At 72.3% G+C, this 13,823-nt stretch carries 14 protein-coding genes; 1 reads left to right on the top strand and 13 read right to left on the bottom strand.

Features of this window, described 5'->3' with window-relative positions; all coding sequences use genetic code 11:
• Positions 1-82: 82 nt before the first annotated feature.
• The 9 genes from ACSC1Q_RS33895 to ACSC1Q_RS33855 all read right to left on the bottom strand — a co-directional run bounded on the left by ACSC1Q_RS33895 (position 83) and on the right by ACSC1Q_RS33855 (position 8,108).
• Positions 83-1,294, bottom strand: a complete 1,212-nt coding sequence (locus ACSC1Q_RS33895) for a sensor histidine kinase (RefSeq protein WP_436762789.1) — start codon at positions 1,292-1,294, stop codon at positions 83-85.
• A complete protein-coding gene (locus ACSC1Q_RS33890) occupies positions 1,291-1,962 on the bottom strand; it encodes a response regulator transcription factor (protein ID WP_436762788.1) in 672 nt (223 codons plus the stop codon). Before ACSC1Q_RS33890 ends, ACSC1Q_RS33895 begins: the two co-directional genes overlap by 4 nt.
• Before the next feature lie 130 nt (positions 1,963-2,092).
• Positions 2,093-2,983 carry a S1C family serine protease gene (locus ACSC1Q_RS33885; protein WP_436762787.1) on the bottom strand — a complete coding sequence of 297 codons (891 nt, stop codon included), beginning with the start codon at positions 2,981-2,983 and terminating at the stop codon, positions 2,093-2,095.
• Between the two features lie 10 nt (positions 2,984-2,993).
• On the bottom strand, positions 2,994-3,944 hold the full coding sequence (locus ACSC1Q_RS33880) for a VWA domain-containing protein (protein WP_436762786.1): 951 nt from the start codon (positions 3,942-3,944) through the stop codon (positions 2,994-2,996).
• Positions 3,941-4,870 carry a DUF58 domain-containing protein gene (locus ACSC1Q_RS33875; protein WP_436762785.1) on the bottom strand — a complete coding sequence of 310 codons (930 nt, stop codon included), beginning with the start codon at positions 4,868-4,870 and terminating at the stop codon, positions 3,941-3,943. The genes ACSC1Q_RS33880 and ACSC1Q_RS33875 overlap by 4 nt, the downstream gene beginning before the upstream one ends.
• Positions 4,870-5,895 carry an AAA family ATPase gene (locus tag ACSC1Q_RS33870; protein WP_436762784.1) on the bottom strand — a complete coding sequence of 342 codons (1,026 nt, stop codon included), beginning with the start codon at positions 5,893-5,895 and terminating at the stop codon, positions 4,870-4,872. Before ACSC1Q_RS33870 ends, ACSC1Q_RS33875 begins: the two co-directional genes overlap by 1 nt.
• Positions 5,896-5,912: 17 nt before the next feature.
• Positions 5,913-6,086 carry a hypothetical protein gene (locus ACSC1Q_RS33865; protein WP_436762783.1) on the bottom strand — a complete coding sequence of 58 codons (174 nt, stop codon included), beginning with the start codon at positions 6,084-6,086 and terminating at the stop codon, positions 5,913-5,915.
• Between the two features lie 204 nt (positions 6,087-6,290).
• Positions 6,291-7,676: a glycine--tRNA ligase gene (locus ACSC1Q_RS33860; protein WP_436762782.1), complete on the bottom strand. Its 1,386-nt coding sequence runs from the start codon at positions 7,674-7,676 to the stop codon at positions 6,291-6,293.
• Positions 7,677-7,829: 153 nt separating this feature from the next.
• On the bottom strand, positions 7,830-8,108 hold the full coding sequence (locus ACSC1Q_RS33855) for an antibiotic biosynthesis monooxygenase family protein (RefSeq protein WP_436762781.1): 279 nt from the start codon (positions 8,106-8,108) through the stop codon (positions 7,830-7,832).
• A gap of 178 nt (positions 8,109-8,286) precedes the next feature.
• Between ACSC1Q_RS33855 and ACSC1Q_RS33850 the strand changes: the two genes are divergently transcribed.
• Entirely contained in the window at positions 8,287-8,676 is a 390-nt protein-coding gene (locus tag ACSC1Q_RS33850) for a DUF6703 family protein (protein ID WP_350977779.1), read from the top strand.
• A gap of 14 nt (positions 8,677-8,690) precedes the next feature.
• Here ACSC1Q_RS33850 and ACSC1Q_RS33845 read toward each other — a convergent pair whose 3' ends face one another.
• The 4 genes from ACSC1Q_RS33845 to ACSC1Q_RS33830 form a co-directional block, all read right to left on the bottom strand.
• Complete coding sequence (locus ACSC1Q_RS33845) at positions 8,691-10,235, bottom strand: aldehyde dehydrogenase family protein (RefSeq protein WP_436762780.1); 1,545 nt, start codon at positions 10,233-10,235, stop codon at positions 8,691-8,693.
• A 10-nt stretch (positions 10,236-10,245) separates the two neighbouring features.
• On the bottom strand, positions 10,246-11,976 hold the full coding sequence (gcl, locus tag ACSC1Q_RS33840; RefSeq protein WP_436762779.1) for a glyoxylate carboligase: 1,731 nt from the start codon (positions 11,974-11,976) through the stop codon (positions 10,246-10,248).
• Positions 11,973-12,842: a 2-hydroxy-3-oxopropionate reductase gene (locus tag ACSC1Q_RS33835; protein ID WP_436762778.1), complete on the bottom strand. Its 870-nt coding sequence runs from the start codon at positions 12,840-12,842 to the stop codon at positions 11,973-11,975. Before ACSC1Q_RS33835 ends, gcl begins: the two co-directional genes overlap by 4 nt.
• A 132-nt stretch (positions 12,843-12,974) precedes the next feature.
• The gene (locus ACSC1Q_RS33830; protein ID WP_436762777.1) at positions 12,975-13,760 is read right to left on the bottom strand and encodes a hydroxypyruvate isomerase family protein; all 786 of its coding nucleotides are present in this window, start codon (positions 13,758-13,760) and stop codon (positions 12,975-12,977) included.
• Between the last annotated feature and the right edge of the window lie 63 nt (positions 13,761-13,823).

Below are 13,823 nucleotides of genomic sequence, written 5' to 3'. Positions count from 1 at the left end.
GGATATCGATCACCTCGAAAATTGGTTTACACCAATTGGTATAAACCAATTCCCCGCCCATTCAAACCCGTTCACAGCCGGTTCAGCGACCCGCCAGACCGGCCTCGGCGAGAGGATTCAGGTCCGGAACCTCCCCCTCCGCCGGGCCCGCGCCGGACGGCAGCCACAGCACGAACACGCTTCCCTCACCCAGCCGGGAGAACAGGCGCACGTGCCCGCCGTGCGACTCCACGATCTGCCGGACGATCGCCAGGCCCAGCCCGCTGTGCCGGTCACGGCGGCTGGTCTGGCCCCGCCAGAACCGGTCGAACACCCGCGCGTGGTCGTCCTCGGGCACCCCGGGCCCGGCGTCGCGCACCGCCACCCAGATCCAGCCCCTGGTACGGCCCGCCGCCACGACGACCTCGCTCCCGCCGGGCGCGAGCCGTACCGCGTTGGAGAGCAGGTTGCCCACGGCCCGGCGCAGGGCGTCGTGGTCCCCCACCCCGCGCAGCCCGGCGGGCAGCGCCCGGCGGATCGACAGCCCGCGCCCGGCCGCGAGCGTGGTGAACTCCTCGGCCGCCTCGGCGGCCAGCGCCCCCACGTCCACCTCGGCGTCGGCCAGCGCGGGCGCGGACCGGCGCGCGGTCGCCAGCAGGTCCTCGACCAGGCGGGTCATCCGGGTGGTGGCCCGGTCCACGATGGCCACCGCGCGCATCCGCTCCTCCTCGGTGCTGTCGGGCGAGGCGAGGACCGCGTCCACGTTGGCCCGGATGATGGCCAGCGGGCTGCGCAGCTCGTGGGAGGCGTCGTCGATCAGCTGCCGCTGCGCCAGGAAGGCGCCCTCCAGGCGGCCGAGCATGGTGTCGACGGTGTCGGCGAGGTCGCGCAGCTCGTCCTTCGGGCCGGTGAGCAGGATCCGCCGCGACAGGTCGGTGCCCTGGATCTCGGCGGCGGCCCTGGTGATCGAGCGCACCGGCCGCAGCACCCGGCCCGAGAGGACCCAGCCGATGCCGAAGCTCGCCAGGAAGAGCCCGCCCAGGGTGAGGAACGAGTAGTCGCGCAGGGTCCGGAGGGTGAGCAGGTTGACCGCGTTCTCGACCTCGGCGAGCTCGACGACGGGGGCCTTGCCGATGTAGCGCTCGGTGTCGACGCTGTAGAGCTTGGCCTGCTGGACGGTGTAGGGCCGCTCCTCGGCGCTCTTGGCCACGGCGACGTACAGCAGGCCGAGGACGAGCGCGGAGAGCAGGAACAGCAGGCCGGAATACAGGACGGTCAGCCGGAAGCGGATCGTCTGCACGAAGGAGAGCCTCACGTGTCCTCCCGCAGCCGGTAGCCCTTGCTGACCACGGTCTCGATCACGGCGTCGGCGCCGAGCTTGCGCCGCAGGTTCCCGACCGTCACCCGCACGGTGTTGGTGAACGGGTCGGTGTGCTCGTCCCAGACGTGCTCCAGCAGCTCCTCGGCGGAGACGACGTGCCCGGGACGGGTCATCAGGTAGTGCAGGACACCGAACTCCTTGGGGGTGAGCCCCAGCTCGCGCCCGGTCGAGTGGGCCTCCACCCGGGAGGTGTCCAGCCGCAGCGACCCCACCTGCAGGATCGCGGTGCCGCCGCCCGGCTCCCTGCGGAGCAGCGCGCGGACGCGGGCCAGGAGCTCGGGGAAGGCGAACGGTTTGACCAGGTAGTCGTCGGCGCCCTCGTCCAGCCCCCTGACCCGGTCGTCCAGCCGGTCCCGCGCGGTCACCATGATGATCCGCACGGCCTGGCCCTGGTCGGTCCCGCGCAGTGCCCGGCACACCTCGAAGCCGTCCCCTCCGGGCAGGTTGAGGTCGAGAAGGACCAGGTCATAGGAGTTGACCTGGAGCTTCTCCCGCGCCTGGGCCACGTCGCAGGCGACGTCGACCGCGTATCCGGCCCGGACGAGCCCCACGCGCAGGGCGTCGACCAGGTCTTCCTCATCTTCGACAACGAGCAGTCGCATGGTACGAACCTAGGTCGTGCGCGGCCGGAAACGCGGATGCCACCGCCATACCGCTCTCCTGTTCCCTCGCATTCCCTCGCATTCCCTTCACTCCGCTCCCGTTCGCTCCCGGAGGCACGGCCGTCTCCGTTCACTCTCGGATGATGCGTTCGGCGACGGGCGCCGCCCTGTCGATCGGGATGGCGAAGCCGATGCCGATCGATCCGGTCCCGCGCCGGGAGAGCGTCGCGATCGCGGTGTTGACCCCGACCACCTCGCCCCGGGCGTTGACCAGCGGTCCCCCCGAGTTGCCGGGATTGATGGAGGCGTCGGTCTGCAACGCGGTCTGCCCGCGCCCGCCCAGCCGCACCTGACGGTCGAGGGCGCTGACGATGCCGCCGGTGACCGTACCGGCCAGGCCGAGCGGGGAGCCGATGGCGAGCACCTGCTCCCCCACCGCGAGGTCCGCGGACCTCCCCAGCTCGGCGGGGACCAGCCCGCGGGCGTCGTCCACCCTGAGCACCGCGAGGTCGTACGCCTCGTCGGTGCCCACGACGACGGCGGGCAGCCGCCGCCCGTCGCCGAGCACGACGGTGACGCTCGCGCCACCGGCCAGGACGTGCGCGTTGGTGAGCAGGTGCCCGGCGCCGTCGATCACGAAGCCGGAGCCCGAGCCCCGGCCGGACTCGACCGACACGACGCTCGGCAGCACCCTGGCCGCCGTACCGCTGAGGCCGCCCGCGACCCCCGCCGGACCGGAAGGGCCGGAAGGGCCCGCGGTGGATCGGGGCAGCGCCACGGGCGCGGCCCGCTCCTCCCCCGCCAGCCGGGCCGCCGCGACGCCCGACGCGCCACCGGTGACCACGGCGACGAGCGCCGCGGCGACCAGGACGCGCCCGGCCCCCGCCTTCCTCGCGGTGGTCACCTTGCCCGGTTGCGGGCCGATCTCCAGCTGTGGCGCGGCCGGAGGCGGTTCTCCCGGCGTGAAACCCGGTCCGCGGGGCCGTCCGAGCCCCGGGGGCCGATCGTGTGACGTCACCATGGCCGACTCCTCACAGGATCCTCGAGAACCAGAACAGGGAGGTCCCGGCCGCCACGACCGCGCCGAGCAGGGCCACCCCGACGAACCACGGCCAGACCTCCTGCCGCTCGGTCCGGTAGCCCACCGAGCTGCCGATGTCGTCGTACACCGCCCGCAACTCGCCGCCGGAGGCCGCCTCGTAGAAACCCCCGCCGGTGCTCTCCGCCAGCTCGCGCAGCGCCGGGCCGTCCACCGGCACCTGCGTCTCCCGGCCGCCCATCTGGATCGTGCCGCCGGAGGTGCCGTACGCGATGGTCGAGACCGGTACGCGCCGGGAGGCCGCCTCCCGCGCCGCCAGCTCCGGCGTCCGCCCCATGGTGCTCGACCCGTCGGACATCAGCACGATGTGGGCGGGCGGCCTCTCCTGCCCCTCCTCGCCGCCTTCCAGGGCGTCGATCGCGTCCAGGGACGAGAACACCGCCTCGCCGATGGCCGTACCGGAGTCCGTGGTGAGCCGGTCGATCGCGGACAGCACCGCCGCCCTGTCGGCGGTGGGCGGCACGCTCACCGAGGCCGACGACGAGAACGTGACCAGGCCCAGGTTGAACCGGGAGGGCAGGTCCCCGACGAAGCGCCGCGCGGCCTCCCGCGCCGCCGCGAACCGGTTCGGCGCCACGTCCGTGGCCTGCATCGACGCGGAGACGTCGAACGCCACGATGATCGTCGCCTGCTCCCTCGGGACCCGCACCTCGGCCGTCGGCCGCGCGAACCCGACGACGAGGAGCACCAGCATCCCCATGAACGCCGCGGCGGGCACGTGCCTGCGCCACCCGGGTCCCTTGGGCGCGAGCCTGTCCAGCAGGTCCAGGTTGGTGAACCGCAGGGCGTACCGGCTGCGCCGCAGGTACATGACCACGTAGAGAACCGCGATCAGCAGGGCGGGCACCAGCAGCCACAACCAGACGGGAGACAGGAACGTCACGCCACACCCCCTCTCGTCCCCTGCGCCCCGCGCCCCCGCGCCAGGCGGCGCCGCAGCATGACGTGACGGACCAGATCGCGGACCCAGTCGCGATCGGTGTCCAGTCGCAGGTGCGCGGCCCCGCACCGGCGCAGGGCGGTCGCGATGGCCGCCCGCTGGCCCGCGGCGGCCTCGGCGTAGCGCTCGCGGAGGCGGGCACCGGCCGTGGACACCTCCCTGCGGCGGCCGGTCTCCGGGTCGACGAGGGTGAGCACCCCCACGTCGGGCAGGGTCAGCTCCCTGGGGTCGACGACCTCCACCGCGAGGAGCTGGTGGCGGAGCGCGAGATGGCGCAACGGCCTATCCCAGGTCTCCGGGGGGTCGAGGAAGTCCGATACGACGACCACGAGCCCGCGGCGGCGCACGGCGCGGCGCAGGTCGTCGGCGGCCTGGCCGACACGCGGCGCCGGGACGCCCGGCTCGGTACGCGGCAGCGCGAACACCGCGCCGAGCAGCGCCATGAGATGCGGGCGCCCGCTCCTGGCGGGGAACCGCCGGACCTCGCCGCCGTGCAGGACGTGCGCCCCGACGCGGTTGCCCGTCCGCTCGGTGAGGAACCCGACCGCCGCGACGGCGGCGAGCGCGAGCTCCCTCTTCTCCATCAGCGCGGTGCCGAAGTCCATGCTGGCGCTGGCGTCGAGCAGCACCCAGGTCTCCAGCTCCCGATCGGCGATCATGTCCCGGACGTGCGGCTCCGTCGTGCGTGCGGTGACGTTCCAGTCCATCCGGCGCACGTCGTCACCCGGCGCGTACGGCCTCGCCTCGGCGAGCTCGCCACCGGGCCCGGGGGTGAGCCCCCGGTGGTCGCCCTGGAGCAGCCCGTCGAGGCGCCTGACGACCGTCAGCTCCAGCCGCCGGAGCACCCGCTCGGACAGCAGGTGCCGCATCAGGCCGCCTCTCCCTGCCCGGGGGCGATCCTGGGCATCGGGATCGCCGCGGCCACCCGGTCCACGATGTGCCGGGGGGAGACGTCGTCGGCCAGCGCGTCGAACGACGGCACCAGCCGGTGCGCGATCACGTCACCGGCCAGGTCCGCGACGTCCTCGGGCAGCACGTAGTCGCGCCCGCGCAGCAGCGCCAGCGCGCGGGCCGCGGCGACCAGGCCGAGCGTCGCCCGCGGGCTCGCGCCGAAGGCGAGCAGCGGTGCGACGTCCGCCAGCCCGAACCGCGCGGGCTCCCTGGTCGCGTACACCAGCCGGACCGCGTACTCGGCGACGGCGTGGTGGACGAAGACGTCGTCCACGGCCGCCTGGAGCGCCAGCAGCCGCTGGGAGTCGAGCACCCGCCGGGAGACCGGCCGGCCGGCGCTCATCCGGTAGAGGATCGCGAGTTCCTCGGACTCGCTCGGGTAGCCCACGTCGATCTTCATCAGGAAGCGGTCCCGCTGGGCCTCGGGCAGGTGGTAGACGCCCTCGGACTCGATCGGGTTCTGGGTCGCCAGGACCAGGAACGGCGCGGGCACCGGGTGGGTGCGCCCGCCGATGCTCACCTGCCGCTCGGCCATCACCTCCAGCAGCGCCGACTGGACCTTCGCCGGGGCCCTGTTGATCTCGTCGGCGAGCACGAAGTTCGCCATCACCGGGCCCAGCTCGACGTCGAAGCTCTCCGTGGACGGCCGGTAGATACGGGTGCCGACGATGTCGGCGGGCACCAGGTCGGGAGTGAACTGGATCCGGGCGAACGAGCCGCCCACGACACCCGCGAGCGTCTCGGCCGCCAGCGTCTTGGCGATGCCGGGGACCCCCTCCAGGAGGCAGTGCCCCCGGGCGAGGACCGCGACGAGCAGGCGTTCGACCATCCGGTCCTGACCGACGATCACCCGCTTGACCTCGAACAGCGCCCGCCCGAGCACGGCGCTCTCCGTCTTTTCCGTCCTTTCCCTCTTTTCCGCCTCGTACGGGATCTCCCTCACGGGGTCGGTGTACTCGTTCACGGGGCGGTCGCGGAGGTCGAGGCCGGGCAGTCGTCGACGAGCAGCCGCAGCTCGATCGCGTCGCTTGCCGGTCGCGGGTCGGCGTGAGCGGCACTTCCCGTGAGCAGGAAGACGACCCCGCCGAGAGCCACGACCCCCGGAACGGTCTTCCAAGGTGATACGCGCGCCATCGTTCTTCCCTTCGTCGAACGAACGATCACTCTGATGTCATCAAAAGCCCCCGAAAACCGCCGTAAGCCTGCTTTTTATCTCGTCTTTCGCCCCGGGCGGGGAGACCGCCGGGAAAGAGCGACGGCCGGCGCCCCCCGGGTGCGGGGGGCGCCGGCCGTGGCGGGTCGGGCGGGGCGAGTTGGGCGGGGAGGGCGGGGAGGGCCTCAGTCGTTGAGGTGCTGACGGAGGTAGGCGTCGACCTGGTCGAGCGCCACGCGCTCCTGGGCCATCGAGTCGCGCTCGCGGATGGTCACCGCCTGGTCGTCGAGGGTGTCGAAGTCGACGGTGATGCAGAACGGCGTGCCGATCTCGTCCTGGCGGCGGTAGCGGCGGCCGATCGCCCCCGCGTCGTCGAACTCCACGTTCCAGCGGCGGCGGAGCTGGGCCGCCAGGTCCTTGGCCTTGGGCGACAGGTCGGCGTTGCGCGACAGCGGGAGCACCGCGACCTTGACCGGCGCGAGCCGGTGGTCGAGGCGCATGACCGTGCGCTTCTCCATGACGCCCTTGGCGTTGGGCGCCTCGTCCTCGGTGTAGGCGTCGATCAGGAAGGTGAGCGTGGCCCGGTCGACACCGGCGGCCGGCTCGATCACGTACGGGACGTAGCGCTCACCGGTGTCCTGCTCGAAGAAGCTCAGGTCGGTGCCGGAGGCCTTGCCGTGCGCGGTCAGGTCGAAGTCGGTGCGGTTGGCGACGCCCTCAAGCTCGCCCCACTCGGTGCCGGTGAAGTTGAAGCGGTACTCGATGTCGACGGTCCGCTTGGAGTAGTGGGAGAGCTTGTCCTTCGGGTGCTCGTAGATGCGCAGGTTGTCCTTGTTGATGCCCAGGTCGGTGTACCAGCGGAAACGCTCGTCGATCCAGTACTGGTGCCACTCCTCGTCGCTGCCCGGCTTGACGAAGAACTCCATCTCCATCTGCTCGAACTCGCGGGTGCGGAAGATGAAGTTGCCCGGGGTGATCTCGTTGCGGAACGACTTGCCGATCTGGCCGATGCCGAACGGGACCTTCCTGCGCGCCGACTGCTGCACGTTGAGGTAGTTGATGAAGATGCCCTGGGCGGTCTCGGGACGCAGGTAGGCGAGGCCCGACTCGTCCTCGACCGCGCCGAGGTAGGTCTTCAGCAGGCCGCTGAACTGCTTCGGCGAGGTGAAGGAGCCCTTGTTGCCGCAGTTGGGGCAGGTGATGTCGGCCAGGCCGTTGACGGGCTGCTTCCCGTGTTTCTCGGCGTAGGCCTCTTCGAGGTGGTCGGCCCGGTAGCGCTTGTGGCACGACTGGCACTCGGTCAGCGGGTCCGTGAAGGTCTCCACGTGGCCGCTGGCCTGCCACACCTCGCGGGCCAGGATCACCGATGAGTCGAGGCCGACCACGTCGTCACGCCCCTGCACCACGGTCTTCCACCACTGCCGCTTCACGTTGCTCTTGAGCTCCACGCCCAGCGGACCGTAGTCCCACGACGCGCGCAGGCCGCCGTAGATCTCGCTGGAGGGATACACAAGACCGCGCCGCTTGGCGAGGCTGACGATGGTGTCCATGATGTCCGTACGGCGTGCCATAAGGGAGAAACTCCATCCGGCTGGAGGTCGGCGAGGAAGTGATTGAGTCTCCAGCTTAGGGGAGACGAGGCCACGGGACGTGCGGATAAACCATGCCGCCCCCCTGTCCCCGGCAAAGCTTCCCAGGGACGTCACAGGGGCGCCGGGCGGGCCTCAGGGGCGCTCGACGTCCTCGAACGCGCTCGGCTCGTTGATCATGAGTGTCATCAGCGGGTACATCGCCATCCGCGCCGCGCCCAGTGCCCTGCGGTAGAAGCCCGCGCCCTCCCACTCGCTGACCAGCGCCCACAGCTCCGGCTCGTCCACCGACCTCGACACCCGGCCGCGCACGTAGCCCGGCTGCCCGGCCAGGGTGTCGACGATCTCGTGGGCCTGGAGCGTGAACTCCTCGGTCTGGCCGGGTGGCACCGAGTAGCGGATGAGAGCGAGCATCCGCCCAGCATGCCAGAGCCCGCCCCCGGCCCCGCCACGCCGCACCCCGGACGCCGCACCCCGGACGCCACGTCCCGAGGTGCCACGTCCCGAGGTGCTCGGCGCCGCCCCGCCGGTCCCGTGCCGCTCCCGGGCGGCGGGCATGTCGTGGCGGGCGCGGTGGCGTTAGGCTCGACCCGTGGCCGACAAGCGTCAGGAACGCCCCGCACACCCGCTGGCACAGCCCCGCCCCAGGCAGGGCAAGCGCCCGCTGCCCCCGGGTGAGCAGTTCTTCACGCCGGGGGCGACCGGGCTGCGGCGGAGGATCGAGCTGCGCAGCGCGGCCCCGCTCGTCTTCCTGTTCCAGCTTCCCCGGTGGATCGCCCCGGTGCTGCTGGTGGTCCTCCTGCTGGCCGGATTCGCGGTGCCGTCCTTCTGGGGCGGTGTCGCCGTGCTTCCGGTGATCGGGTTCGTCGGCTGGCTCGCCTACATGTCGTGGCCGTCCCTGGGGTCCGGGGGGCGTCTCCTGCGCGTCGCGCTGCTCACCTTCCTGATCCTGCTCGCCGCCGACCGCTTCGGCGCCTTCTGACATCTCCTTCCCTTCTAGCGGGACGTGGGCAGGAGGGTGTAGCCGGGGAAGTTGCCGGGCAGGCGCTCGGTCCCCGGCCCCTGGGTGACGGCCCGGACGAGCAGCTCGCCGCCGACGAAGGCCCCCCGCCAGGAGGCGCCGAGCCCGCCGAACAGCTCCTCCCGGTCGCCGCGCGAGCGGGGCGCGTTGATCCCCACCTTGAACGCCCGCACCTCCGGGGCGAGCCGCCTGACGGTCTCCTCGTCGTCGCAGGAGATCGTGGCGACCAGCGCGCCGTTGCTGGCGTTCATCGCGGCGAGCAGTTCGGCCTCGGTGTCGACCAGCACGATGGTGTCGACCGGCCCGAAGGGCTCGGCGTGGAAGAGCGGGGACGAGCGCGGCGGGCCGAGGACGGCGACGGGCGCCAGGTAGCCGGAGGTGTCCTGGCCGGGCAGGAACAGCCCGTCGTCGAGGGAGCCCCGGTAAAGAGGGATCCCGCCCTTGGCCACCGCCTCGTCCACCTGGTCGGTGAGCTCCTTGACCTTGGCGCCGGTGATCAGCGGGCCGAAGTCGAGGTCGGGCGGCGGGTCGTCGGGCCCCGCCACGGCGAGCGGGTGGCCGAAGCGCACCGACCGGACCGCCGGCAGGTAGGCGGTGAGGAACTCGTGGAACAGCGAGCGCTGCACCACGAAGCGCGGGTACGCGGTACAGCGCTGCTTGGCGTAGTCGAAGCTCTTGCGGATCTGCCCGGTCAGCAGCTCCCAGTCGCCGTACTCCCACACCCCCCAGCAGTTGAGCCCCTCCTGTTCCAGGACGTGCCGGTGGCCGAGGTCGGCGAGCGAGGTGGCCACCTGCCCGCCCGCGTCGCGCCCGCCGACGAAGGAGACGCAGCCCAGCTCCTTGCCGCGCACCAGCGCCGGGGAGAGCTCGGCGCCTCCCCCGCTGACGAGGGTGAACGGCAACCCCTCCTGGGCGGCGAGCGCGGTGGCGAGGGTGAGGCAGGCGAGACCGCCGTCGGTGGGCGCCTTGGCGATGACCGCGTTGCCCGCGAGGGCCTGCACGAGCATGGCGTGCATCAGCACGCTCATCGGGTAGTTCCAGCTGGCGATGTTGCTGACCGGGCCGGTCAGCGGGACGCGCCCGCCGATCATCCGGTCGATCTCTCCGACGTACCAGTGCACCCCCTCGATACACCGGTCGACGTCGGCGGCGGCGAGCTTCCACGGCTTGCCGATCTCCCAGACCAGTAGCAGGGTGAGCAGGTCGCGGTGGGCGGTCATCGCCTCCAGCGCCGCCGTGACGCGGGCCTTGCGCTCGGCGAGCGGCACGTGGCGCCAGAGGCGGTGCTCGTCGAGGCCGGCCCGTACCGCGCGCAGGGCGGTGGCCCTGTCGAGACGGGGCGGGCCGGCGATGGCGGTGCCGTCCACCGGTGAGGCGGCCGGCTCCGGGCGGCCGTCGCGCTGCCAGAAGCCGCCCCAGTGGTTGAGCACCCGGTCGTCGTGGAAGGCCTGGGGCGCCGCCGACACGCACCGGTCGTAGGCGTCGGACCAGGCGAACCCCGGTTTGAGTACGAGTGACATGCGCCGCTCCTCAGTCGGACCAGTCGATGGCGAGGGCGAGCTCCTGCTCGGGCAGCGGCTCGAACTCCTTGATCGCGTCGAGCGAGGGGCCCATGGCCGCGTTGGCCTCCCTCTCGACCATGACCTCGACCAGCACCGGCAGCCGCTGACGGTCGGACTCCGCGCTCGCCCAGGCCAGCGCGTCGCCGATCTCGCCGGGCAATTCGACGCGCCGGGCCGGGCAGCCGAACGCCTCCATGAGCTTCACGTGGTCGACACCGCCCTCGCCGTAGTGGAGGTCGACGGCGTAGTTCATGTCGTAGGGGATCTCGGCCTGGCGGATCAGCCCGAGGTACTCGTTGTTGATCATCACGATGACGAACGGGATGTGGTACTGGGCGGCGACGGCGATCTCCTCCATCAGGAACTGGAAGGAGTAGTCGCCCGCCACGGCCACCACCTGCCGCTCCGGGTAGGCGCACTTGACGCCCATCGCGGCGGGCACCTCCCAGCCCAGCGGCCCGGCCTGCCCGCAGACGAGGTAGCGGCGCGGGAGGTAGGTCTTCTGGAACTGCCCGGACCAGATCTGGTAGAGGCCGATCGCGGTGACGAACGTCGTGTCGGGCCCGTAGAAGTCGTTCAGCTCCCGGAAGACCCTCGGCGGCTTGATCGGCACGTCGTCGAAGTCGTCGCGCCGCAGCAGCGTGCCGCGCAGCTCGGCGACCCGCGCGGGCCACTTTCCCGGGCGGCGGGCCCCGGTGCGGCTGACCGCCTCTCCCGTCAGCGCCGCCAGCGTGGGCCGGGCGTGGCCGACCACGCCCAGGTCGGGCTCGAAGACCTTGCCGATCTGGGTGGGCTCGATGTCGACGTGGACGAACCTGCGGCCCCGGCGGTAGGTGTCGAGGTCGCCGGTGTGCCGGTCGCCGAACCTCGCGCCCACCGCGAGCACCAGGTCGCTCTCCAGCAGCGCCGCGTTGCCCCAGCGCGTCTGGGTCTGGATGCCCGCCATGCCGGCGAACAGGGGGTGGTCCTCGGGGAAGGCCCCCTTGCCCATCAGCGTCACCTGGACGGGAATCTGCAGGTGCTCGGCGAGCGCGCGCAGCTCGGCGTCGGCGTCGGCGATGACCACCCCGCCACCGGCCAGGATGAGGGGCCGCCGGGCGCCCATGAGCATGTCGATCGCCGCCCGGATCGCCGGGGGCCTGGGCTGCGGGACCTCGACGGGGAGCGGGGTGTCGATCTCCGCGTCGTACAGGCAGGTGCCGCGCTGCACGTCGATCGGCAGGTCGATCAGGACCGGTCCCGGCCGCCCGGACCTGGCGATCCTGAAGGCCTCCCTGAACACCCACGGCGCCTGGGCCGGCTCCTTGAGCTGGACCGCCCACTTGGTGACGGGCTTGGCGATCTCCACGATGTCGACCGCCTGGAACGCCTCCTGGTGGAGCTTGTCGCGCGCCGCCTGCCCGGTGATGCAGATCATGGGGATGGAGTCGGCGAGGGCGGTGTAGAGGCCGGTGATCATGTTGGTGCCGGCCGGGCCCGAGGTGCCGATGCAGACGCCGACGTTGCCCGTGACCCGGGCCCAGCCGTCGGCGGCGTGCGTGCCGCCCTCCTCGTGGCGGACGGTGACGTTGCGTATGTCGCTGTGCTGGAGCGCCGCGTAGAGCGGGAGGATCGCCGCGCCCGGGATGCCGAAGACGGTGTCGACGCCTTCGGACTCCAGGACGGCCACCACGGCCTCCATACAGGGGATCCGCTTCACTGGTTGATCCTTTCGATCACCTTGAGCAGGGCGGAGTGGTCGAGGGAGCCATGTCCCTGGGCACGGGCCGCGGCGACGAGCTGGGCGACCAGCCCGGTGAGCGGGAGCGAGACGCCCGCCTCCCGCGCCGCGGCGACGGCGATGCCCATGTCCTTGTGGTGCAGGTCGATCCGGAACCCCGGCGCGAACTCGCGCCTGACCATGGAGTGCCGCTTGAGGTCGAGGATGCGGGAGCCCGCCAGCCCGCCGGCCAGCACGTCGAGCCCGCCGCTGGGATCGACCCCGGAGGCTTCGAGCAGCACGATCGCCTCGGCGACCAGGCCGTAGATGCCCCCGACGACGAGCTGGTTGGCGGCCTTCACGGTCTGTCCCGCCCCGGCGGGGCCCACGTGCACGATCGTCGTGCCGACGACCGCGAGGACCGGGCGCACGGCGGCGAAGTCGGCGGACGCGCCGCCGACCATGATCGAGAGGGTGCCGTCGACCGCGCCGCGCTCCCCGCCGCTCACCGGGGCGTCCAGTGCCCTGATGCCCTTGACGGCCGCGGCCTGCGCGACCCTGCGGGAGGTCTCGGGCCGCACGGTGCTCATGTCGATGTGGATCAGGCCCCGCCTGCCCCGCTGGAGCAGCCCGTCGTCGCCGAAGGCCACCTCCTCCACCTGGGGCGAGTCGGGCAGCATGGTGATCACGACCTCCGCCTGCGCGACGGCCTCCGCGACGCTGCCCGCGGACTTGCCGCCGGCCACCGCGAGGGCGTCCATCCGCTCGGCGCTCATGTCGTAGCCGACGACGGTGTGACCGGCCCTGACCAGGTTGGCCGCCATCGGGCCGCCCATGATCCCCAGGCCGATGAATCCGATGTTCATGAGCGGCTCACCGCTCCTCCCTCGCTCAGCGTTCATCGAATACCTCCAAGGTGGGGACCCCGGGCCTCGGCCCGGTGGTGGGTCCTTTGGGTCCTTTGGGTCCTGTACGGCCTGCGCGGCCTGTGCGGGAGGTCACGTGCTCCTCCAGCCGAAGCTCTCGGCGCTGGGACCGGCGGGGCGGTACTCAAGCCCGACGTGGCCCCGGTATCCCGAGGTCTCCAGGCGCTCGAAGATCCGGTCGTACGGCATGGCCCCGGAGCCCGGCTGACCCCGCCCCGGGTCGTCGGCGATCTGGACGTGGCCGAACCGGTGGACGCTCGTGCCGATGAGGGCGAGCACGTCCTCGCCCATCCGGTGCAGGTGGTAGAGGTCGGCGAGGAAGGCCACGTTGCCCGCGTCCACCTGGTCGATCACCTCGAAGGCCGCGGCCGAGGAGGTGATCGGGTAGTCGGGGCTCTCGTGGGAGTTGAGCGCCTCGACCACGACCGTGGCGCCGACCCCGGCCGCCGCCTTCGCCGCGAGGGAGAGGTTGGACAGCGCCAGCTCGCGCTGGGCCTCCGGGGGCAGCCCCGCCACGGCGTTGCCGTAGAGGGCGTTGAGCACCCGGCAGCCGAGCGCTCCGGCCAGGCCCGCGGCGACCTCGACGTTGGCCTGGAACCTGGCCGAGCCGTCGGGCCGCGACAGCAGGCCCCGCTCCCCCGCCGCCATGTCCCCGGCGTCGAAGTTGAGGCCGACCAGGCGCACCCCGGCGTCCTCGACCGCCCGCCGCAGGGCGTCGATCTCGCGGTCGGCCGGGCAGGGGACGGCGAAGGGCCACCAGAGCTCGATCGCGTCGAAGCCCGCCTTGGCCGCCGCCGCGGGGCGCTCCAGCAGCGGCAGCTCGGTGAAGAGGATGGAGAGGTTGACGTCGAACTTCACGGCGCCTCCCCCGCTCCCACGGAGACCTTCGCGGGGGGCGTGCCCAGTGCGGCGAGCGCCGAC

Source organism: Streptosporangium heterodermiicola, from assembly GCF_051390675.1.
Lineage (GTDB): Bacteria > Actinomycetota > Actinomycetes > Streptosporangiales > Streptosporangiaceae > Streptosporangium.
The sequence above is the reverse complement of the archived record's forward strand: the minus strand, read 5'-3'. Positions and strand labels throughout refer to the sequence as shown.